Origin of the sequence: Ferrimonas aestuarii, from assembly GCF_005116665.1 — a bacterium.
In the GTDB taxonomy this organism is placed as follows: Bacteria; Pseudomonadota; Gammaproteobacteria; order Enterobacterales; family Shewanellaceae; genus Ferrimonas; species Ferrimonas aestuarii.
In genome coordinates this window covers 416,456-438,605 of record NZ_SWCJ01000001.1, presented here as the reverse complement: position 1 = coordinate 438,605, position 22,150 = coordinate 416,456, and the positions used below count along the sequence as shown (strand labels likewise).

Genomic DNA, 22,150 nt, shown 5'->3' with positions numbered 1-22,150 from the left:
AATCTATAGAATTAGCGCCGAATCCTATCTTGCGCCAATAATTGGCCATGCCATGGCTCATCTCTTACAGTTAACCAAGCCTTTGGCTGGGCAAAACACCATCAGGAGCCCCAATCACTGGGTTATTTCTGGCTTTGAACTGCGCAATTTTGTACAAAATTGAAAACGGCGTTCGCGCTACACTGTTGCACCTGTTGAAATTCCCCAGTAACCAAAGAGGGCCGATGACCAAACGCGGTAAAGAGTCAGCCAGTTTCCAGTTAGCCCGTGAATTAGGTGGGCTAGAACTGCTGGATGCCAAATACACCCATCAGAACTTTTCTCGCCACAGCCATGAAGGTTATACGGTCGGGGTTATTGAGCGGGGAGCGCAGCGGTTTTATCGAACTGGCGGCAATCACATCGCCCCTCAAGACAGCATCATCTTAGTCAATGCCGACGAAGTTCATAACGGTCAAACCGCCACTGAAGGGGGCTGGGAGTACAAAGCCATGTACCCTCGCCCCACCCAATTCGAGCAACTGACTCAAGGGCTCGACTCCAACCAAGGCGCGCCTTACTTCCCAGAGCCAGTCGTCTATGACCCAGAACTGGCGCAGCAGTTTAGGCTGGTATTTAACACCTTGGCGCAATCAGATAACCCGTTGTTACGAGAAAGCTTGGTCTACGCGGCTTTGGTTAAGCTGATCTCTCGCCACAGCAAAACCCCAGTTCATTGGCAGCCCCAAACCCGAAGCCAGCGACAACTGCTGCTGGTAAAAGAGTTTCTGGATGATTTTCCACAGGCCGATGTCAGCCTAACGGAACTGGCTTCACTGGCGGGACTTAGCCCCTACTACCTGACGCGGCGGTTTCAAAAGGAATTTGGACTGCCGCCGCATGCCTATCAGATACAAGCCAGATTGCGACTCGCGAAGGGGTTACTCCGAAATGGATTGAGTATCTCTGAGGCCGCCCAAGAAGCTGGCTTTCATGACCAAAGCCACTTCCATCGCCATTTCAAACGCGCCATGGGCGTAACCCCAAAGCAGTTTGTGAACAGCAAATAGCGCAACTTTGTACAAGCCAGTTCGCCATGAACACGGCTTAATGGCTTCTGTTTTTACGCCAATTAGGGATCTCAATGACGCCAGCCCACCCCTCACCTTCTCAACGCGCCGCACCGTTTTGGCGTGGCACCCTCGCGATGATGCCTCTGAATATTGCCGTCATTCCCTGGGGAATATTGGCCGGCTCATTTGCCATCGATGCCGGATTGACCAACCTAGAGAGTCAAGCAATGTCGGCCATCTTGTTTGCAGGCTCAGCCCAGTTAGTCGCAACCGGTATGTTTAAATCTGGAGCGACCCTTAGCGCCATGCTACTGGCGGTTTTGTTTATCACCTCCAGGCACCTGCTCTACAGCGTGACCATGCGTTCTAAAATCATCCGTCTGCCACTGCGCTGGCGGCTTAGCCTGGGATTCCTGCTGACCGATGAGCTGTTTGCCATCTGCGGGCAGCAATCCGACAACCAATTCAACCCTTGGTATGCATTGGGAGCGGGCCTGAGTTTCTACCTGTGCTGGAACCTTGCTACTTTGGTGGGAATCCTCTCCGGCAACCTCTTTCCAGAGCTTAATGAGTTGGGCCTAGAATTTGCCGTCGCCGCCACCTTTATTGCCCTAGTGGTGCCAAACGCCCGCTCCTATGGGGTTATCGCTGCCATTCTGACCGCCCTTGTGGTGTCTGTTCTCTGCCAATCACAGGGCATGGAATCCGGCCTCATTATCGCCAGTCTATCTGCCATGACCCTAGGTTATGTGGTGGAAACAGCCTTGGAGAAGCGCCAATGATCTTCACCGCCATCATCGCCATGACCCTGGTGGTGTTTGCCAGTCGCTATCTGTTTTTAGAGCCACGGCTTCCCATTCGGCTTAACCCCAAGGCTCAGCGGTTTTTACGCTATGCCAGCCCAGCAGTATTGACCTCCATTTGGGCGCCAATTGTATTTATGCCGGAGAATAGTGTGTGGCTCTCTCCCCATAACCCCTACTTGATTGCTGCGATGGCCGCCGCGCTGATCGCCTGGAAAACCAAAAATGTCTTGCTTACAACGCTGGTGAGTCTGGGGCTATTTCTGCTGCTTAAACTGAGCTAACCCTCACCCCTTCATAGCCGTTAGGGCTCATGGCATGAGCCCCACTGTCAGCCTCAAATCAATGCCTTAAGCCCACCTGAAAACGGCAAAATCACGATAGCAAACGCAATCTGGTGCTAAGGTTAAAGGGACACATGGTTGTAGGAGGTAGAATGTTCAAATTATTAAACGTACTCATGATCACTCTGCTATTGGTCTTCCCATTTGCTGGAGCACAGGGCGCTCAACTGCTGATGGCCGAGCAACTCATCCGCTACTGTGATGACACCTCCGCCCTCTCCACCCCAGGAAACCCCTGCACACTCTATGTTCAAGGGTTTATCAACGGTGCCGTTGCCACTGACGCTCGGGTGATGCTCAATATGGAGGCTGAGAAGAAGCAGTCAGAAAGCTATTCCGAGCGAGCCATTCGTACCCGAGCCCCGAGCCGAGGGGAATACCTGCGCGCCGCCAAATACGCGGAATTTTGTTTGGGCAGTACCATCCGCCTAAAACAGATCGTAACCCACGTTGCCAATGAGATAAAAATGCTGCCACCAGTCAACGATCTCACTGCCGCCGAAGCGGTCTATGGGGCGCTGAAAAAGCACTACCCCTGCGCCTAATGCCCCTTGATAGGAAGTCATCGGCAAAGCTGAGACCACGAAAGGCGCCCTTTCGTACATAGGGCGCCTTTCAACTCCAAAACCCTATTCCCAATAGTGAATAGATGCTATGCAACCTAGCCTATCACTTTCTAAAAATAACCCAGATATCATCCATAGCACTTCCCATTTGCCTCAGGGCAAGGTTCTGTTCGGTGATCTTACGCATGTGTAATCAGGTCGAAGCCCAGAAAGCTCAGGCGTCGACAGCGGGCTCATAGGATACAAGGCTCACAGCCTGACTTCAGAGCGCCCCAAAAACCCCAGCAAAACACCCAAATTCAAATAAATTAGCTTCATAATCAATAAAAATACAAAAGCAATAATTAGAGCCTGTAAAACAACGACATGAAATCGACCAACAGAAAAGAAAAACAAAAAAAAGAGCAAATCAGACCACCAAAAGATTTAAAAAAACACCGTAAACCTGAACAATCAGACAGACCACAACAAACTCAACATCAACAAAGAATTTTCGCTCACCCTCTGGTAGACTGACTCCGTCAGGCCGCAACCTGATTCCCCCTCTGTTGACTCAGGGAGTACCTCATTTGTTAAGTATCCTAATCACACAGTTTGTTGTTCTCTGGGCGGTGATCGATCCGATCGGCTCAGTACCGGTCTACCTATCGCAAACCCAACACTTAACCGCTAAGCAACGTCGCTTAGTCGCATTAAAGGCCGTCGCCATTGCTACTGGCGTATTGCTATTTTTCCTCATTGCCGGACAGCTTCTACTTGAAGCAATGGAGATCCCCCTGCCCGCATTTCAGGCCGCTGGTGGTCTAGTGCTGCTCCTTTTTGCATTAACCATGATATTTGGGGAGTCAAAGCCTGAAGAGGAAACTAAGATATCGGAAGAGATGAATCACTCAGAGCTGGCCAATCTAGCGGTCTATCCTCTTGCCATTCCATCGATTGCCTCTCCGGGCGCGATGATGGCGATTGTCTTGCTCACCGATAATCACCGCTTCTCTTTAATTGACCAAAGCATTACCGCTGCAGTCATGATAGGAGTGCTGTTGGTTACCCTGCTGTTACTGCTTATGGCTACTCACATTCATAAATGGATCGGCAGCGTCGGTGCTGCCATCATCAGTCGAGTAATGGGCCTGATTCTGGCTGCTGTTGCCGTTAATAATTTACTGATGGGCATAAAAGACTTTTACTGGGGTTAGCCATTAAGGCCGCTGGCTGCATCGGAGCTAAGGGTTAGATGCAGCCATTGCGCCCCACTCTCAACTCACTCAAGCTCACCCCCCACAAACAGGCCTCTAGACGCCAAACGCAGGCAATCAGAGCCAATGAATATGACACTCCACCTCGAACCTGGCCCCAATAGTAGCTGCAGCCCCTATTCGGTAGTGTTCAGAATTCTGTGTCATTTGAGTAAAATCAATCCAAAAGGATTTTCAAATGACCAAACCCACTTTCGATATGGAAGAAGCCATTGAAGCCCTACGTTCAGGAAAAGACCTGACTGGCAAAGATGGCATTCTCACTCCGCTTATTAAGCAATTAACCGAAGCCGCTCTTGGCGCTGAAATGACTGAACATCTCAGCGATAAAAAACCTGGTAACCGCAGGAACGGTAAAAGCTCTAAGACGGTGAATACACCCAGTAGTAGCTTTGAGCTTGATACACCTAGAGATCGTGATGGCTCGTTTGAGCCGCAGTTGATCAAGAAACATCAGACTCATCTTACCGACGAGATGGAGCGCAAAATCGTGGCTCTGTTCTCGCTGGGCACGAGCTACCAAGATATTCGTGCGCACATCGCTGATTTGTATGGCATCGAGGTCTCTAATGGCACCATCAGTGCGATTACGGATAAGTTGTTACCCGAGCTTCAGGCTTGGCGGGAGCGGGATTTAGAGCCCTTGTATCCCATCCTCTGGCTCGATGCAATTCACTACAAAATCAAAGAAAATGGTCGTTACGTCAGCAAGGCGGTATACACTATTTTGGCTCTCAACGTCGAAGGTAAGAAGGAGTTGCTGGGGCTCTATCTATCGGATAGTGAAGGTGCGCATCAATGGTTGAGTATCCTGACCGATCTCCATAATCGCGGAATCAAGGATATCCTGATCGCCTGTGTAGACGGTCTAAAGGGCTTCCCTGAAGCCATCGAGACCATCTACCCTCAAACCGAGGTTCAGCTCTGCATTATCCATCAAATCCGAAACTACATGAAGTATGTGGCCTCGAAGAACCAGAAAGCCTTCATGGCCGATCTGAAGTGCGTGTACAAAGCGGCAACGCTGAACGCAGAGGAGATTGCGCTGGATGAGCTAGAAGCCAAATGGGGCGATAAATACCCAGTGGTAATTAAGTCTTGGCGTAATAAATGGGCGTTACTGTCGGCCTACTTCAAGTACCCTGAATACGTGCGCAAGGCCATCTATACGACTAACGCCGTGGAGGCCGTTCACCGGCAGTTCCGAAAGTTGACCAAAACCAAGGGCGGCTTCGCCAACGAGAACAGTTTACTCAAGCTGCTCTACGCCGGTATATTGAAGGCGTCAGAACGCTGGTCACACCCGATTCAAAATTGGAATCTGACGCTGTCGCAGCTGTCGATTCATTTTGAAGGCCGGCTCGAAGATTACATCGACCTGTGAAATTAGCGTGACACAGAGTTATGAACACCCTCGAGCTTAGCTATCTATTGACCAAGGTTTACGGGCCAGTTCCAACCAATCATAGTGTTAAGCAAAAATCCATATACAAATAAGAAGGGCTTAAAAGCCCCATTAGCTTCAACTAACAACAATATCTGAATTTGAATCTAGTTTATCCAATGACAAAATAGGCTCTAGATACAGATCATATACACTTTGCTTCAAGGTTAAATTCTTTTTAATTTTTCTTTCATGCTTTTTGATAAACCGATCAACAATCGTGTGACCCTTGGTACTTTTTAATACATCATTTGCATGCTCTACAATTCCTCTCTGCAAAGCCAAAGGTATTGAATCCCCGTAATTCTCGAGCATCTTGTCATATGCATTTTTGTCGCCCATCGACAGCTGAATGCTATTCAGCCAAAAAAGTTCAACCGATTCAACATCGTTCAAAACACCTCTGGTGCAAAGTTCCAAAGACCTTTCATCTATAGCTTCACTAAAGTATTCGAAACCAAGTGTATCGCAGAATGTATGGGTCAAAATACATAGAAGGGAAATTGTTGGCAACGAAGAAAGTCCGCCTTTTGTTTTACCACTAACAGTATCACAGTAGATTCTTGCCGCATCCGCCATTGAGTCATTAAAAAATTTCTTTACCACAGTGTAGGGAGTTAAGTATGCAGCCAGCATATAATCGCCCGAATTAAAAACTCTCATTAACCTCAAAGCGTCAGAGCTAAAATTTATCTTCCCAATTTCCTCAAGAATATCTGGGCAGTCTCTCTGCAATCCAATAAAAAAGAAATACGTACTAGACCAATATGTGTCAAACATACGCTCAGAAATTAATGCATTGTGATTTTTATCTAATCCTGCGGCATAGAAATATTCAGCAAAGGTTCTATGCCTAAATCTAATGGTATTCTTATATCTGTTTACAACAAATATATCTGCTTTTCCTTTCCAAAGTTCGAATACCTCATCTTTATCTATTCTCAGATTTCTAGAGTTAACATATCGATTAACTAACTCCTTTGCATCCCCTAAAGACACCTCATACAAGGAGTTATCCATCATAAATCTAGCAAGCTCTATTGTTACATTATCTACAACGTCATATTCCTGCTGAGATTGCAAACCTTTGTCCATGTCCCATCTACCAAGACTTAATTCCATATACTTTCCATAAAGGTCAGTCATGGTTGAGGGTATTTCTTGAATATTTTCGTTCAGCAATTTTGCTAAAAGCAAAGCGGAGATTGGAGTCTTGGGTAAAACTTTCATTAAGGGCGACTTATCCAAATCTTTTATCAAGTTCCTGTTCCCAACTTTTACTTTGCATACCTGACCTATCAAAGAGACTACTTGCTTAGTAGTTAGGGGACATAGTGAATAACGATCAAAACTTTTTTCTAGACTTTTCTCCAACTCAGGATCGTCAAAGCCTCTTGTGGTTATAACCAACCCAACTTCTAACTCAGCAGGCTTAGTTGTTACGATCTTTTCTATTTTACTTAGTTTTTCCCTACTATCCATTTTTGATTCATCAAAGCCATCAAGCATCACTAAAAATTTCTTTCCATAATCTTTGCTTATCTTAGTCTTCACGCTATTGATTAGACTGCTTACATCACAATCAAAGTCGGAAATAAACTCCTTAAATGGCAATAAAATTGGAATATTCCCATTAGAATTAAAACTAACTACGCTCGCCATATCCATAGCTAAGTTAGCAAGTAATGTTGATTTACCAGTCCCCATCACTGCTTCAATCATCAATAAATCAGAGCTACTTAAAACTTGTTTTACGCCATATTGCCTAAGTCTCTGCTTATCAGACATCTTCCGATTTACACTCTCCTTTTTAAGACGCTGCTCAACATAATCAATTGTGCCAGCAGCCTCACTGATTAAGTTGCTCCTCCTCAAATTATCAGCAAATTTCCTAACACTCTCTAGATATGCGCCAGTCTTGAAATCAATGTCATCCCAATATGCTGGATAATGACTATCTATCAACTTCCCTAGAGTTTCATAGGCGATAAACTTTATATTAGAAGATGCAAATTTCGTACTTATTTTCCTTTGTGCATTATGGGTTATATTTGAATTAGATATCACCCAAATCTCATTCAATATTATTCTCTTCTTACCGCCCTCTATAGTCCTCTCAATTTTACACTCTTCTACTTGTCGCTCTATCTCTGAATGGTCTTGTTTGATTTGGCCTACTTTTACCACGCAACCTATATAATTTTCTTCCCCTAAGATTTCATCATCCTTTGTAAGAATGAAATCAGCCCCCATCTCATTTGGCCCTTGCGTATATATAACAGACTTTATATTTGGAATTTTATTAAAAAGAGTTCTCAACAATGGATGAAAGTCCTTTACCTCATCCTTTATTTCAAGCAATTTATTCTGTTTTGCCTTGTCCATGACATTCACTCAACTGTAAGCACACTATAAAGATTTACAAATTCGAACTTGAGAATCGGGGGCAATTGCGTAGCTAAAGCCCTCAAGCTTAGCATCTCACCATCAGCTTGAGATGCAAAGAGCTACAGATTGAATTGAAATCCCTACCAAGTCAACGTCTACCCTCTAACTACCCAAACTCTTAGTCCACCACCCATCAACAGCATGGCAGATAGTTCAAATATCTAAAACGCTTGAAAACCTGCCCGATTCCTTAAAAATTTAGTTGAAAGACAAATCTGCAAACAGCATACCCCACCTCCCCCGTGTTATAGATGCCCAGACAAGGTTTTTAAATTTCACCCATCAAAATACAGCTGATTTACGGTTTACGCGATGGTTCATTAGTTAGTTGCTCAAGCACAGCCACAAGATCTTTAGGCCTGTACTCCTTGCCATAACGATCAAATGTCACTGAGCCATGACTATGCCCTACCAATCCAGCCACCAAATCGACACTAACGCCATTGCGCTTCAACTTGGTGATGACGGTATGTCTAAGGCTATGGAAGCTCTCACCATCACCCCAGCGCATTTTGTTTCGAACCTTAGTAAACCATAGTGACGGTTTATGCCCGTATCCCCTTGGATTGCCTGAAGGAATCTCTTCGAATAGTCGCGTCTTGCCCGTCTGGTATTTCTGCTCAACGAACTTAAGAAATCCCAGCTCAATCAGTTTCGAATGGATTGGAATGATTCGGGCACAGCTTAGTGATTTAAGGGATTGATCTGGCCTACCTTCTCGGAAATGGATACAAGGGATGCCATCAACAATCTTAACGTCATCAACATACAATTGGGCCAATTCAGCAATACGAGCCCCTGTGTAGGCTCCTAGGTATGGTAACCAACACTTAAACGGTGCTATCCCTTTGGCGGTCTCCTGCTTAGTCACGGCAAACAATTGGCGAACTCGGTCATCTGAAAGCGATTTGCGAAGTTCAGAAACCTTGCGCTTTTGGGCGATGGTTAACCCTTCCGTAGGATTATCACAACCGTAGTGAGGTTTAGCCCATTTGAGCAGCGCGCCATTAATGTCACTGAGCGGCAAATCTCCAACGACTTCGACAAAGTGGCTATAGGTTTTCTTGCTGTAGGTATCTTCGTGCTTTCCCCATGCATCAGCAAACAATTTCTCATTGATAAACATGGAGATTACTTCAGATATCAGCGGTCCAGATTCTTGGGAATTAGAACCTGATACAAGCGCTGTATTGCTATCACAGCGCGATTCAGACGGTTGATTTGATACGAGTTGGGTTTGAACAAAGCGGCTGCTAGGAATGGATTCTAGGCGGTTATTGAGCGCACCTTCTCTAACCTGTTCAGTTAGTTGCGCTAAAACTGACCAAGAACGCTGAATGGCTTCTCGATAACAACGAGTTTTCAATGAACGTCGAAGTTCAGAACGGGAATTTCTAAGCGGGGAATCTTTAGGAACGACGATACGTGCATACCAAATTCCATGTCGAGATTGGATTAGATAAGACGTGTCTCTACGAGCAGAATGTTCAGATGATTTACGCACGATTGTACCACCAAGTGTATCACCGGCAGTCAAAATAGGTCTAAATCATTGATTTATAAGAGATTTTTATTGGTGACACCCCAGCCGCATCCCGGCACATGCGTCCCTTGCCTTGGCTGCTCCCTTCCGGGCCTGACCAGGTAAACAAGATAGCATTGCGAGAGGACCGGGGCATCATAGACATGAGCCCTGAAGGCAGGACGCATTATTACTAATGCGCCCTAAGGTTGCAACCGCTTGTTTAACTTTACTGTCCATTTGCTCAGGGTTTAAACAAGCCGGGTGTGGTTTAGGCTACCACAGCAGCAAAGAGGCCAGGTAGATAACCCCGATGGCCAGCACATTAATCAACATACCCGCACGCATCATTTCGCTCTGCTTAATGTGGCCTGAGCCATAAACAATGGCATTAGGAGGCGTTGCCACGGGTAACATAAAGGCACAAGAGGCCGAGAATGCGATCACCATCGACAGCATCACCGACGAGATCCCTAATGCTTCCGCAATGGTGGCAAAAACCGGTACCAACAACGCCGCGCTGGCGGTGTTACTGGCAAACTCGGTCAACATCACCACAAATATCGTTGTCGCCAGCACAAACAGCGCCATGTGAGTTGAACCAAACAGATCCGTCACCTGATGCGCCATGAATACGCTGGTACCGGTGGCCTTAAGGACCCCACTTAGCGTTAAGCCGCCACCGAACAGCAACAGAACGCCCCAATCGGTGGTGGTTTCAATCTGTTTCCAGTTCACCAATCGCAGCATCCCCAAAGCCACTACCGCAGACAGCGCCACAAAGGTGTCAAACTTTGCGATGCCACCTAGGGCCGCACTCAAAGGCTTAGAGAAAATCCAGCAAGCAACGGTCACGGCAAATACCGCTAGAGTGGCTTTAGCTTGAGGCGATAACCCTTCATCATTGGCTCGGAAATTAAACGTCTGGTTCAGATTCGGCCTTAGCAGCATGTACAGAGCCAAAATGGCCAGCGGCCACAACACCGCCACCACGGCCATGCCATACTCCATCCACTCAAAGAAGCTCAGGCCAACTTCAGCCGCAGCAATAGCATTCGGTGGGCTACCGACTAAGGTGCCGATGCCACCAATGTTGGCACTGTAGGCCACACCAAGCAGCACAAAGACGTAGGCTCGGTGGCAACGCTCGCTATCAAGCTGAGACAACATCCCCAACGCCAGTGGCAGCATCATCGCAGCAGTGGCGGTGTTACTGATCCACATCGACAACAGCGCGGTCACGCCAAACAGCAACATAGAGGCAGTTCCCAAGCGACCGCCAGCCAGGTTAATCACCTTGGCAGCAATCAGCTTATCGATGCCCTGAGCATGCAGAGCCGCCGCCATAACAAAGCCGCCAAAGAACAGGAAGATGATTGGATTGGCAAAATTCCCCATCGCTTGAGGCATAGAGAAGATTCCCAGCGCCACGGCGAGAACCGGTACCAACAACGCCGTCATGCTGATGTGAATTGCTTCCGTTAGCCACAAAATGGCAATGCAAACCAACATGGCCAAACCCTTGTTGATTTCTGGCTCAAACGGCAAGCCATAGATCAGCGCCACGAACAATAGGATGTCAAAACCCAGAATCGCCATCTTGCGATCGGCAAGAGCGGCAAAAAATCCTTTTGGCTCGATATGCTGAGTCTGCGTGATATCAGACATGGTTTTCCCTTTGTGATTGGAGTTTTTTTGCAAGACTAAGGGCGAATAATGAGATCTCACAAGAGGGGGATTTTGGAACTGAGTTTCAAATCGCGCCAATCCCCAACGGAAAAACAACAGAATTGAAAGCGAGTAAACCAGAACAATGCTCAGCACTCTTGGCTTCTTGAGCAGGGTTTAAGTTGATAACCTTCTGTGATTTACTTTCAAACAGACTGTTTTACTGTAATTTTGTATTTTGCCCCAAAAACGCAATTCAAGAGCATGATCACACTCCACCCCAAGCACCGAGTGATCTTCATCACACCAGCTCACGGTCAATACGTGATCGCTCTTCGCGATCATCACGAAAAATCACTCCCCTGCGCTGCCGTAACGGCTAAGTTTGCCTCGTTCGCTAAGCAATTGAGGGTAGCGGCGAACGTTGATTACACCACTTAAGCAGGAAAGGAGTTCCCTATGCTAAAAGTTCTACTGTTATCAGCCACACTATTCGCATTGCCACTGGCCATGGCTGAAGAGCCTCAAGCGGTACACGCCTCCGCGCAGGCTGGCATGAGTATTAACATCAACACCGCGTCTGCAGAAGAGTTAGCACAACAACTCAAAGGCGTCGGGCTAAGTAAAGCTAAAGCCATTGTGGCTTATCGAGAGCAACACGGGCCGTTTACTGAGGTGGCAGAACTGACCGAGGTGAAAGGGATTGGCCAGCGAACCCTAGAACTCAATGAGGACACGCTTCAACTTTAACTCTCCATCGGGGCCGCGCATTTGCGGCTCTTATTGTTTAATAAGGTATCAATCGCCCCATCATTAGCTGCAATGGGGCCTCAAAGGTCGCAATTGCCCCACAAAACGCATACTATCGCTGGGTATTAACTCGCAAAATCTAAGGATTCTTCAGTATGCTGAACCGTCAGGTAAAGAAAGCGGTCATCCCTGTTGCCGGACTAGGCACGCGCATGTTGCCAGCCACTAAAGCCATCCCCAAAGAGATGCTGCCCGTGGTCGATAAGCCTCTCATCCAATATGTGGTTAAAGAAGCCATTGAAGCTGGCATTAAAGAGATCGTCTTAGTTACCCACGCCAGCAAGAACTCCATCGAGAACCACTTCGACACCAGTTTCGAACTGGAAGCAACGTTAGAGAAGCGCGTTAAGCGCCAGTTATTGGACGAAGTGCAAGCTATTTGCCCAAAAGACGTTACCATCATGCACGTTCGCCAAGGGGAAGCCAAAGGCCTTGGCCATGCGATTCTTTGCGCCAAACCCTTAGTAGGTGATGCCCCATTTGCCGTAATTCTGCCGGATGTGCTCATCGACGATGTGGCTGCCGACCCCAAAGCCGACAACCTAGCCGATATGGTTAAACGGTACCAAGCCGAAGGAGCCAGCCAAATTATGGTTGAGGCGGTGCCGATGGAGGAGGTCTCCAGTTATGGTGTGGCAGATGTTAATGGCGTAGAGCTTAAAGAGGGCGAATCTTCCGCCATCAAAGCCCTGGTCGAAAAACCAGCGAAAGAGGAAGCGCCATCGAATTTGGCCGTTGTGGGTCGTTATGTGCTTTCCGATAAAATCTGGCCACTGCTTAGCAAAACTCCTCCAGGTGCCGGTGATGAAATTCAACTGACTGATGCCATCGACATGCTGCTGGCACAGGAGCAGGTTGATGCCTACGCCATGAAGGGAAAAAGCCACGATTGCGGCAGTAAATTGGGCTATATGATGGCGAATGTGGAGTATGGTTTACGCCACCCCCAATTAAGTAAAGAATTCAAAAACTACCTAAAACAGGTAGTTGCTAAGATGTAAGCGCTCAACAGCGAAAAAAACAGCGGCTCCGGCCGCTGTTTTTGTATTTAGAGGCTACTCTTAGTGAGATGCTTCCGGCTATGGATGGAACGAGGCTGATGCGGTTGGTACCAAGCCAACTAAAAGAATGAGAGTGAGCAGCGCTCACAGGTTTCCGGACTCATCAGCATGCAGATTCAAACCTTTGCCCCCAGACACAATCGCTACACTCAGACCTTACTGCTTCTTAGCGGCGCCAACATCGTGCTTGCCATCGCATCGGTGGTACGTTTCGGTGAACAGTGGCCACTGTTACTCGGTTGGGTGCTGCTCTCCGCCATCGGCTTGGCTATCGCCATCGCTCAACTTCAGCAAGGAAAACACACCTTAGTGGCCGACGACCGAGGCCTTCTGGTCATGCTGGATCATTCGGTTTTGCCCATTCGCTGGCAGCAAATTCAACGATTGGACAAAATAGAGGGCCACAAACAACTGGGCATTCGACTAAAACCAGATCAACAGGTGTGGGAACAATTAAGTAAGAAACAGCTAAGACACTGGTGCAGCTACACCCAGCAGCAACTGCTGAGTCATAATCACCCAAAATTCACCGATGAAGTGCTAGCCAAACCGGATCTGCTCAGCCAGCAGCAGTGCCTTGCAAAGCAACTGGCGGAGGTGAGCGGCTTCCACATTATTCTTGGTCAAGGCCAGTTTGAGCAGCCCTTGGACGACGTCAGCAGCAACCTAAGGGCCAAATTCAATCAAGCTCAGCACCCGCTGTAACGGTTACAGATCTCCTTTTAACCAATACCACAAGGTGCCAATGTACTCATGCAGCGCCCGCTGAGAGGTTACAAGGCTATCGGCAGTTAAGCGCCACCAATCACCCTGACGGGCTCGAAAGTCCGTCGGGGCAGCCTTAACCAACAATCCTTGCTTTTCAAATATGCCCATAGAGCGATGCATGTGAGTTGCCGAAGTCACCAATACCCCGGTACCACTTTTCTCCGATTCAGATAAGGCCAATCTAAGATCCTGGGCCTCCTCGCCGGTATCTTTCGACTCAGAGAGGGTCATTATCTTCGCCTCCGGCACGCCCAACGTCATGGCGGCTTGTTTCATCACCTCGGCATGACTTATCTGATTGGTGCTTTTCCAGCCACTGAACACCAAAGCACTCTGAGGCCAGCGGCGATGACAGCGAATCCCCTCAAGCAGCCGTGCCAAAGCGGTAGAAGAAAGCTGCTGAGTGGCGATGGATGACACCTCATCATCATGGCTTGAACCCAGTACCATGATGTAACTTATGGGCTGCTCCACCGCAGCGAGGTCGAGTGTTGGATAACGATTCTCCAATGGCGCACTCAGCCATTGGCTACCCCAATTGCTGCTCAACATAACTAGGCAGCTCAGCGCTGCCCAAAAACCGATGCTCGCCAATTTGGGTAACCGCCGTCGCACCAGCCAACTGCAAAGCAAAATGAGACTCAAGGAAACGATCGGCAGCAGAAACACGCTGATCAACTTCTTTAGTAGAAAGCCGCTCATGCCCTCTCCCACAGCCAAGCGGCCCCTCTCACGCCAGAGCTGTCACCATGGTGGTTTTTCACCACCGGCGTATGGCACTCTTGACCAAACACCTGAGCCGACAAGCCCTGATTCAAAAGCGGGTACAATTCAGAAATATTCGACATGCCGCCACCAAGCACAATGCAATCAGGATCCAACAAATTAACCACGTGAGCTAAAGCTCGTGTGAGTTGATCCACATACCTCAGGAATATCGCCGTCGCTTGTGACTCTCCTTGGCGCATCTTAGCGATTATCGCCTCAGACTTTAGCAACTGTCCCGTTTGGCGATAGAACTGGCGCTCAAAACCGGAGCCTGAAACAAAGGTCTCAATGCAGCCCTGACGACCACAAAAGCAGGGGTCGATTACATCCTGGGGTCCACACCAAGGCAAAGGGTTGTGCCCCCACTCTCCGCCCAATCCATTACCGCCGGCCCAGACTTTTCCTTGGTAGCTGATACCAGCGCCGCAACCGGTTCCGAGGATAGCGGCAAAAACCATTTCTGCGTCCGCTCCTGCGCCGTCGGTTGCCTCCGATACGGCGAGGCAATTGGCGTCATTTGCCACTCGAACTGGACGCTGTAATAACGAAGCCAGATCGTCACCTAAGGGCTGGCCATTCAGACATTGAGAGTTGGCGTTTTTCACCAATCCCGTTTGCGGTGATAGGGTGCCGGGAATTCCCACTCCGACTGAGCCTTGCTGTCCCAGTTGGCGCTCCAGCTCACTGATCAATGACTGGATGCTCGCCAAAGTGGCGGAATAATCTCCCTGGGGGGTAGCTACGCGTTGACGCCACAACTCGGTACCGTCGTTGGCAAGGGCAAGTGCCTCGATCTTGGTGCCACCAAGGTCAATACCAATTCTCACCGTTTGCTCTCCAAATTCAAACAATGAGGGCTATGGTAACACCGAATCGAGGCCATTGATTTATCAGGTAAAGCCTACCTGAAGCTCACCGAACTGATTAAATCCAATTACTGATCAGCGCCACCATCACCATGCCACACACGATTGCAGCAACGATGGGATAAAACAGACGGTTTGGAAGCGAATAGCGGTTACGAGACCACAGCTTGGATTGCTTGCGGTTATGCTGGAGGGTGGAGTTTGCAGAGCGGCTCATGGTGCCTCCTTGACTGCCTTTTACACTCAATTTGAGTATACCAAAACCCATCAGCTAAATGATGACAATAAAAAGAAAAAAGCCACCTCGAGAGTCTCAAGGTGGCAGAACCAAAACTGGTATAAGAAAGGAGATGATGATGAAAACACTCAAGCAATATGTGCGTTAACTGTAAAGTTAGAGAGAGCACAATCTAAAAAGTTCAGTAAAAACGAAAAAAATTTTAATTTTTTTCCCTTGCTTGAGAACACACATCCCGTTTACTCTCGATTTGGGATCATTTTCTTGGAATGTTTTTAAATATAAATAAAGAGTTATACCTAACTAAACCCATTGATTTACCAAGTATAGGGTGAAGTTGGTAACGCACTTCGGAGTCGCACATGTATTACCAAACCGACGATGTACGCATCGATAAGATCAAAGAGCTATTGCCCCCCATTGCGATTCTCGAGCGCTTTCCATTGGACGACAGTGCCGCCCGTACCGTTGTCCAAGCGCGTCAAGCCATTCATAACCAGCTCAACCGTCAGGACGACCGCCTACTGGTGGTGATCGGCCCCTGCTCGATTCACGACCCCAAAGCCGCTCTCGAATACGGCCAGCGTCTTGCAAAAATCCGCGAAGAGCTTAAAGACGACCTTGAGATTGTCATGCGCGTCTATTTTGAAAAGCCACGTACTACCGTCGGCTGGAAGGGCTTGATCAACGACCCATACTTGGACAACAGTTTCCGCCTCAATGACGGTCTGCGCACCGCCAGACAGCTGTTGTTGGAACTGAACCAGCAGGGCGTGCCAACGGCCGGTGAGTTCTTAGACATGATCACCCCTCAGTACGTCGCCGATCTTATGTGCTGGGGTGCTATTGGCGCTCGAACCACTGAATCTCAGGTGCACCGTGAGCTGTCCTCTGGACTCTCCTGCCCTGTGGGCTTCAAAAACGGCACCGACGGCACCATCAAAATTGCCATCGACGCCATTAACTCCGCCAATGCCCCGCACCATTTCCTATCGGTAACCAAATATGGTCACTCCGCCATCGTTGCCACCACGGGTAACCAGGACTGCCACATCATTCTGCGTGGCGGCAAAGCCCCTAACTTCTGTGCGGCGGATGTGAAGACCATAACCGAGGAGCTGCACAAAGCTGCGCTGCCTGCCAACATCATGATCGATTTCAGTCATGCCAACAGCCAAAAACAGTTTAAGAAGCAATTGGATGTGGCCGCCGATGTCGGTGAACAGATTGCCCAGGGCAATAACGACATCTTTGGGGTGATGATTGAAAGCCACTTGGTGGAAGGTCGCCAAGATTTGGAGTCCATCGAGACTTTGACCTATGGCCAAAGCATCACCGATGCTTGCATCGGCTGGGAAGACTCAGAAGCCGTGCTGCGCCAATTGGCAGAATCGGTACGTAAACGTCGCCAAGGTTAAGATAAGCTTTCCCTAAAACCGTCACAATTAACGGGCCAGTCGGCCCGTTTTTGATCGCCGCCGCATTTGGGTTCGAATTGACTTTTTCCAGTGAACCTCCGAGGTTTAGAAAAAACCGATAAAAGGACGAACCATGCGCTTACTCTTGCTCTGTCTCTCGTTGGTGTTATCAAGCGCCCACGCTAACGATCGCTTTAAAGACGTCGTCATTACCACCGAGCACCTCGGTGGCGGCATTCATATGCTAACCGGCAGCGGCGGTAACATTGGCGTCAGTACCGGTGCCGATGGCCTGCTAATCATCGACGATCAGTTCGCACCATTAGCCGAGCGCATTAGCGACACCCTTAAAACGCTTAGCCCAAACCCGGTCAAATACGTTCTCAATACCCACTATCACGGCGATCACACCGGTGGTAACGCCCACTTTGCCGACACCGCCACCATCTTTGCCCATGACAACGTGCGCATGCGCTTGCTGGACGACGCAAACCTCACCCCAAAACACCTGCCGGTGGTGACCTACTCCGATGGCATTACCTTTCACTTCAATGACGAAACCATTCGAGTGCAGCACCTAGCCAATGGCCATACCGATGGCGACTCCGTTGTTCGGTTTGAGAAAGCCAAGGTTATCCATATGGGAGATCTGTTCTTTAACGGCCACTTTCCCTACGTCGATCTGGATGCCGGCGGCAGCGTCACCGGTTACTTAAACAATGTGTCATCCATCATCGCCACCTTAGATGACCAAACCAAAATCATCCCTGGGCACGGCAAGTTGGCCACATTGGAAGAGCTGAAAAAGTTTCAAAAAATGCTGCTAGACTCCATTGTATGGGCTAAAAAACAACCCAAGGATGCGGATGTTGCACAGTGGCAATCAGCCTTCCCTGCAAGCCTAACGGAGTGGAGCTGGCGCTTTATCACCACCGAGCGCTGGGTAGAAACCCTCTATCGAGATCGTCAACGTATCCATGATTGAGCTGTTCGTCTTTGTTGTTACCGCCATCGCCATCGGTTTGATTCCTGTGTACATCGCTGCACTGGCCATTGGTGCGGCCTTTCCTGGGCCGCTGGTGTCACTGCTCACCATCGCCTTAGCGGCAGCCTTGATTGAACTGTCCCTCAATCACCTATCCAGTGGCTGGAGCTACCTGATTGCCATCCTACTCTCTGGCATCGCCTTTCAGCTGCTGTTCGGCGTTAAATTTTGGCGAGGGGCCATTCTCGCCGTGGTGCTGATCCTTTGCTACCTCTACGGCACCGCTCATTTTCTAGGTGAGCACAGTCTTGGCACTCGCTTTATGGATAGCCTCGACCACGCCATCGAAGAAACCTGGCCGCGATAATCACAGCAATAAAAAAGGTGACCTAGGGTCACCTTTTTTATTCGCTAAACCGGCATCAACATCAGCCAAGAATCCGCTGCACTCTGGCCAGATCTTCTGGGGTATCAACGCCCGCTGGCGGTGTTTCATGGGCCTCGGCCACATGAATTCCTTCACCATAATAGAGCACACGAAGCTGCTCCAAGGACTCAATCGCTTCAAGCGGACTGGCTGGCCAGCTTACGTATTGCCGAATAAAACCAGCACGGTAACCGTAGATGCCGACATGGCGAAGTGCACCAGGGCTCACGCCATTGGCATCTTGCGCAAAGCCATCGCGATCAAAGGGGATGCTGGCACGAGAGAAATACAAGGCTTTACCAGACTTATCACACACCACCTTCACCGCGTTCGGGTTATGCATCTCTTCACCGTCGGTGATGGCAACACCCAGGGTTGCCATCTTCATGCCACTGGCGGCAAGATTCTCAGCAACCTGTGCGATGTTGGCCGCGGGGATCAGAGGTTCATCTCCTTGGACGTTCACCACAATTTGGTCGTCAGCCAAGTTCAACAGCTCAACCACTTCCGCCAGCCGCTCAGTGCCAGAGTTATGGTCGGCGCGAGTCATCACAACCTCACCACCAAACTCCTTAACTGCCTGCTCAACCCGCACGTCATCGGTGGCAACCACCACCTTTTGAGCACCACTGGCTTTGGCCTTTTCCACCACCCATTGGATCATCGGTTTACCCGCGATGTCAGCCAAGGGTTTGCCCGGTAACCGGCTCGAAGCGTAGCGCGCCGGAATCACCACCACGAATGACATGAATCAGTCTTCCTTTAGCTCGGTCGCACGGGTTTCCAACAATACCGGAATCCCTTCGTCGATAGGATAAACCAGACGGTCAGCTTTACAGATCAGGGTTTGGTCTGCGGAGTTAAACTCCAACTTGCCCTTACATACTGGGCAAGCGATGATTTCCAATAATTTAGTGTCGAACGCCATGATCAATTTCCTTTAGTCGAGACAGCAATAAGCGGTCAAATTCTTCCGACAAATTAGCAGTTACCGGTAGGTAAAACCAGTGAGCTTTCGCAAAGCTGCGGCACTTAACCGCATCTTTTTCAGTCATTAATAGCGGCACAGGCGCCTGCGCCAGTTGCCCTAGCTCAGACTCGGTGAAAGGATGGTGATCACCGAATCCGTGTTGGCTATTCAGGGTAATTCCCTGCTGGGTCAACGCCTCAAAAAAGCGCGGGGGATTGCCAATGCCCGCCATCGCCACCGCACCTTGCGTAAGATCCGGCTGCTGCGCGCCACCATCCACCGCCGTCAAAGCGCTGGGGCTTAAGGTCATCGCAAACTCACCGCTGGGAGCTTGGCCACCATTACAGATGATGGCATCGACGCTTTTCAGGCGACCCTTTGGCTCTCGTAGCGGCCCCATGGGCAGTCGGAAACCGTTACCAAAACGGCGCTCACCATCCACCACCACCAACTCGATGTCTCGCCCTAAGCGGTAATGCTGCAAGCCGTCGTCGGAAACAATCACATCCACCTGAGCACGCTCAAGCAACAGCTTGGCCGCCGCAATACGATCTGGGCCCACGGCCATGGGAACGCCGGTGCGCTGAACAATCAAGCAAGGCTCGTCACCCACTTGACGCGGTGTGCTGTTGGCATCCACCCATTGAGGCCAGCTGTCTGACTGGCCGCCATAGCCGCGGCTAATCACGCCAACGCGGCGACCTTGCCTTGCCAGCAGCTCAACCAGATGCAAAACCACTGGCGTTTTGCCATTGCCACCCACACTTAGGTTGCCCACCACAATCACAGGTACAGGCAGCTTTTGCTGCTTTTTCAGCCCCAACGCAAACGCCCACTTACGCAAGGTCGCGATGGCGATAAACAGAAGGTTAAACGGCAATAGCAGCCACAGCAGAGGGTGCCCCTGCTGCCACGCCCGCTGAATCCAATCAGTCATTGTCACCAAACTGCAGTTGGTGAAGCTGGAAGTAGGCGCCCTGCTTCTCAATGAGCTCACTGTGGGAGCCTCGCTCGATGATCTCGCCCTTATCCACCACCATGATGACGTCGGCGTTTTCGATGGTAGAGAGTCGGTGAGCGATCACTAGCGAAGTCCGGCCTTTTTGCAGCACATCCAGAGCTGACTGAATGGCACGTTCCGATTCGGTATCCAGAGCTGAGGTGGCCTCATCCAAAATCAAAATTGGCGCATCACGGAGAATCGCTCGAGCAATGGCGATCCGCTGTCGCTGGCCGCCGGACAGCAGGACTCCGTTCTCACCCACCATGGTATCCAGGCCGTCAGGCAAGTCGTTAACAAACTCCTGCACGTAGGCCGCCTCCGCCGCTGCCTCAATCTGCTCGCGGGTTACCCCTTCGCAGGCGTAGGCAATGTTGTTGGCAATGGTGTCGTTAAACAGGGTGACCTGCTGGGACACCATGGCAATGTGGCTACGCAAATTACCCAGTTCGTATTCGTTGACGTTGATGTCATCGATACGAATCTCACCGTCAGTGGTGTCATAAAATCGAGGAAGCAGAGTAGAGATGGTGCTCTTACCCGATCCTGAACGGCCAACCAAGGCCACGGTTTCACCGGCCTTAATGGTCATGGAAACGCCACTTAGGGCTGGCTCATCTTTGTTGGAGTTAGGGTAAACAAACTCCACGTTGTCCAACACCACTTCGCCCTTCACTCGCTCTACGGTGTGAGTGCCAGTGTTCTTGGCATCTTCCAGATCCAACACCGCAAACACCGAATTCGCCGCAGTAATGCCTCGCTGAAAGTCCGCGTTGACTTTGGTTAGGTGTTTTACCGGCTGCATCAGGCCCATCATCGAACCGATGATGGTGATAAAAATACCGGGAGTTAAGGTCGACAAAATGGAGTCAAAACTGGCCACAAACAGCACCACGCCAATGGCGAAGGAGCCGATGATCTGAATCACCGGTTGGCTGATGGCCTGGGCAGCCGACAGTTTCATGTTCTGGCGACGAGTGCGATTGTTCACCTGAGCAAAACGCTCAGACTCAATCTCCTGACCACCAAACGCAATCACGTTCTTGTGGCCTTTGATCATCTGCTCAGAGGCGGTGGTAACGCCGCCCATGGCCTGTTGAATCGCTTTGGAGATTTTACGGAAACGGCGGCTAACGATGGTGATCACTACCGCGACGACAGGGCCCACCATGAAGAAGATCAGCGACAACTGCCAGCTCTGATAAAACATGATGAACAGCAAGCCGATGATGGTGGCACCATCTCGAATCATGCTAACCAATGCACTGCTGCTGGCCCGAGCCACTTGCTCGGTATCGAAGGTCAGCTTACTGATAAGATCGCCATGGCTCTGGGTATCAAAAAAGCTCACCGGCAGGCTAAGGTACTTCTCAAACAGCCTCTGACGCATGGACATCACCACGTTCTGGCTGACCCATGCCAAACAGTAACTGGAGACAAAGTTGGCCACACCGCGCAGCAGGAACATCCCCACCACAATGAATGGCGCCATTCGCAATACGTCGCTGCGACCGGAATTCAAGCCATCATCGATAAGCGGCTGAACCAGATAGATCATGCCCGCATCCACACCACCATAGATGATCATGCCGATGATGGAGACAGCAAAAGCGGCCTTATAGGGAGAAACGTATGGCCACAGGCGTTTGAAACTCGCCCACGTCTGGCCCTTCTCTGCGCTGTTGTCTTTGGCGCTCATAATGTTAACCATATTCAAATATAAGGGGTCATTTTAC

General features: G+C 49.5%; 23 protein-coding genes and 1 other RNA gene. 13 read left to right on the top strand and 11 right to left on the bottom strand.

Features of this window, described 5'->3' with window-relative positions; genetic code table 11:
• The first annotated feature begins 224 nt into the window (after nucleotides 1-224).
• The 6 genes from FCL42_RS02050 (at nucleotide 225) to FCL42_RS02025 (ending at nucleotide 5,405) form a co-directional block, all read left to right on the top strand.
• Nucleotides 225-1,049 carry an AraC family transcriptional regulator gene (locus tag FCL42_RS02050; protein ID WP_136861700.1) on the top strand — a complete coding sequence of 275 codons (825 nt, stop codon included), beginning with the start codon at nucleotides 225-227 and terminating at the stop codon, nucleotides 1,047-1,049.
• Between the two features lie 74 nt (nucleotides 1,050-1,123).
• Nucleotides 1,124-1,834 (top strand): AzlC family ABC transporter permease, encoded by a 711-nt coding sequence (locus FCL42_RS02045; RefSeq protein ID WP_205729204.1) that lies wholly within the window; start codon nucleotides 1,124-1,126, stop codon nucleotides 1,832-1,834.
• Nucleotides 1,831-2,139: an AzlD domain-containing protein gene (locus FCL42_RS02040; RefSeq protein ID WP_136861699.1), complete on the top strand. Its 309-nt coding sequence runs from the start codon at nucleotides 1,831-1,833 to the stop codon at nucleotides 2,137-2,139. The genes FCL42_RS02045 and FCL42_RS02040 overlap by 4 nt, the downstream gene beginning before the upstream one ends.
• 152 nt (nucleotides 2,140-2,291) lie before the next feature.
• The gene (locus FCL42_RS02035) at nucleotides 2,292-2,744 is read left to right on the top strand and encodes a Rap1a/Tai family immunity protein (protein WP_136861698.1); all 453 of its coding nucleotides are present in this window, start codon (nucleotides 2,292-2,294) and stop codon (nucleotides 2,742-2,744) included.
• Between the two features lie 590 nt (nucleotides 2,745-3,334).
• Nucleotides 3,335-3,961 (top strand): MarC family protein, encoded by a 627-nt coding sequence (locus FCL42_RS02030; RefSeq protein ID WP_136861697.1) that lies wholly within the window; start codon nucleotides 3,335-3,337, stop codon nucleotides 3,959-3,961.
• A gap of 238 nt (nucleotides 3,962-4,199) precedes the next feature.
• Nucleotides 4,200-5,405: an IS256 family transposase gene (locus FCL42_RS02025; protein ID WP_136861696.1), complete on the top strand. Its 1,206-nt coding sequence runs from the start codon at nucleotides 4,200-4,202 to the stop codon at nucleotides 5,403-5,405.
• A gap of 138 nt (nucleotides 5,406-5,543) precedes the next feature.
• Here the strand turns inward: FCL42_RS02025 and FCL42_RS02020 are convergent, their stop codons facing one another.
• The 4 genes from FCL42_RS02020 to FCL42_RS02005 all read right to left on the bottom strand — a co-directional run bounded on the left by FCL42_RS02020 (nucleotide 5,544) and on the right by FCL42_RS02005 (nucleotide 11,103).
• On the bottom strand, nucleotides 5,544-7,850 hold the full coding sequence (locus tag FCL42_RS02020) for an NACHT domain-containing protein (RefSeq protein ID WP_136861695.1): 2,307 nt from the start codon (nucleotides 7,848-7,850) through the stop codon (nucleotides 5,544-5,546).
• Nucleotides 7,851-8,211: 361 nt separating this feature from the next.
• Nucleotides 8,212-9,417: a site-specific integrase gene (locus tag FCL42_RS02015; protein WP_169308251.1), complete on the bottom strand. Its 1,206-nt coding sequence runs from the start codon at nucleotides 9,415-9,417 to the stop codon at nucleotides 8,212-8,214.
• A gap of 75 nt (nucleotides 9,418-9,492) precedes the next feature.
• Nucleotides 9,493-9,589: signal recognition particle sRNA small type (gene ffs / locus FCL42_RS02010), an RNA gene on the bottom strand.
• Nucleotides 9,590-9,711: 122 nt separating this feature from the next.
• Nucleotides 9,712-11,103, bottom strand: coding sequence for an SLC13 family permease (locus FCL42_RS02005; RefSeq protein WP_136861693.1), 1,392 nt, complete (start codon nucleotides 11,101-11,103; stop codon nucleotides 9,712-9,714).
• A gap of 264 nt (nucleotides 11,104-11,367) precedes the next feature.
• Between FCL42_RS02005 and FCL42_RS21660 the strand changes: the two genes are divergently transcribed.
• From FCL42_RS21660 to FCL42_RS01990, 4 genes are all read left to right on the top strand, one after another.
• Nucleotides 11,368-11,544 (top strand): hypothetical protein, encoded by a 177-nt coding sequence (locus FCL42_RS21660; protein ID WP_169308250.1) that lies wholly within the window; start codon nucleotides 11,368-11,370, stop codon nucleotides 11,542-11,544.
• An 18-nt stretch (nucleotides 11,545-11,562) separates the two neighbouring features.
• Nucleotides 11,563-11,853 carry a ComEA family DNA-binding protein gene (locus FCL42_RS02000; protein WP_136861692.1) on the top strand — a complete coding sequence of 97 codons (291 nt, stop codon included), beginning with the start codon at nucleotides 11,563-11,565 and terminating at the stop codon, nucleotides 11,851-11,853.
• 155 nt (nucleotides 11,854-12,008) lie between these two features.
• On the top strand, nucleotides 12,009-12,914 hold the full coding sequence (gene galU / locus FCL42_RS01995; protein WP_136861691.1) for a UTP--glucose-1-phosphate uridylyltransferase GalU: 906 nt from the start codon (nucleotides 12,009-12,011) through the stop codon (nucleotides 12,912-12,914).
• Nucleotides 12,915-13,082: 168 nt separating this feature from the next.
• The gene (locus FCL42_RS01990; protein WP_136861690.1) at nucleotides 13,083-13,679 is read left to right on the top strand and encodes a hypothetical protein; all 597 of its coding nucleotides are present in this window, start codon (nucleotides 13,083-13,085) and stop codon (nucleotides 13,677-13,679) included.
• 3 nt (nucleotides 13,680-13,682) lie between these two features.
• Here the strand turns inward: FCL42_RS01990 and FCL42_RS01985 are convergent, their stop codons facing one another.
• The 3 genes from FCL42_RS01985 to FCL42_RS21655 all read right to left on the bottom strand — a co-directional run bounded on the left by FCL42_RS01985 (nucleotide 13,683) and on the right by FCL42_RS21655 (nucleotide 15,593).
• Entirely contained in the window at nucleotides 13,683-14,444 is a 762-nt protein-coding gene (locus tag FCL42_RS01985) for a YdcF family protein (protein ID WP_136861689.1), read from the bottom strand.
• Nucleotides 14,441-15,337 carry a fructokinase gene (gene mak, locus FCL42_RS01980; protein WP_136861688.1) on the bottom strand — a complete coding sequence of 299 codons (897 nt, stop codon included), beginning with the start codon at nucleotides 15,335-15,337 and terminating at the stop codon, nucleotides 14,441-14,443. Before mak ends, FCL42_RS01985 begins: the two co-directional genes overlap by 4 nt.
• 97 nt (nucleotides 15,338-15,434) lie before the next feature.
• Entirely contained in the window at nucleotides 15,435-15,593 is a 159-nt protein-coding gene (locus FCL42_RS21655) for a hypothetical protein (protein WP_169308249.1), read from the bottom strand.
• Nucleotides 15,594-15,976: 383 nt separating this feature from the next.
• Here FCL42_RS21655 and aroG point away from each other — a divergent pair, with 383 nt between their 5' ends.
• The 3 genes from aroG (at nucleotide 15,977) to FCL42_RS01965 (ending at nucleotide 18,384) form a co-directional block, all read left to right on the top strand.
• Complete coding sequence (gene aroG / locus FCL42_RS01975) at nucleotides 15,977-17,032, top strand: 3-deoxy-7-phosphoheptulonate synthase AroG (protein WP_136861687.1); 1,056 nt, start codon at nucleotides 15,977-15,979, stop codon at nucleotides 17,030-17,032.
• A gap of 133 nt (nucleotides 17,033-17,165) precedes the next feature.
• Nucleotides 17,166-18,017: an MBL fold metallo-hydrolase gene (locus tag FCL42_RS01970; RefSeq protein WP_136861686.1), complete on the top strand. Its 852-nt coding sequence runs from the start codon at nucleotides 17,166-17,168 to the stop codon at nucleotides 18,015-18,017.
• Entirely contained in the window at nucleotides 18,010-18,384 is a 375-nt protein-coding gene (locus FCL42_RS01965; RefSeq protein WP_136861685.1) for a hypothetical protein, read from the top strand. Before FCL42_RS01970 ends, FCL42_RS01965 begins: the two co-directional genes overlap by 8 nt.
• 61 nt (nucleotides 18,385-18,445) lie before the next feature.
• Here the strand turns inward: FCL42_RS01965 and kdsB are convergent, their stop codons facing one another.
• The 4 genes from kdsB to msbA are packed head-to-tail and all read right to left on the bottom strand — an operon-like array spanning nucleotide 18,446 to nucleotide 22,113.
• Entirely contained in the window at nucleotides 18,446-19,192 is a 747-nt protein-coding gene (gene kdsB / locus FCL42_RS01960; RefSeq protein WP_136861684.1) for a 3-deoxy-manno-octulosonate cytidylyltransferase, read from the bottom strand.
• Between the two features lie 3 nt (nucleotides 19,193-19,195).
• A complete protein-coding gene (locus FCL42_RS01955) occupies nucleotides 19,196-19,372 on the bottom strand; it encodes a Trm112 family protein (RefSeq protein ID WP_136861683.1) in 177 nt (58 codons plus the stop codon).
• Complete coding sequence (gene lpxK, locus FCL42_RS01950) at nucleotides 19,356-20,351, bottom strand: tetraacyldisaccharide 4'-kinase (RefSeq protein WP_136861682.1); 996 nt, start codon at nucleotides 20,349-20,351, stop codon at nucleotides 19,356-19,358. Before lpxK ends, FCL42_RS01955 begins: the two co-directional genes overlap by 17 nt.
• Complete coding sequence (msbA, locus tag FCL42_RS01945; RefSeq protein ID WP_136861681.1) at nucleotides 20,344-22,113, bottom strand: lipid A ABC transporter ATP-binding protein/permease MsbA; 1,770 nt, start codon at nucleotides 22,111-22,113, stop codon at nucleotides 20,344-20,346. Before msbA ends, lpxK begins: the two co-directional genes overlap by 8 nt.
• Nucleotides 22,114-22,150 lie beyond the last annotated feature (37 nt).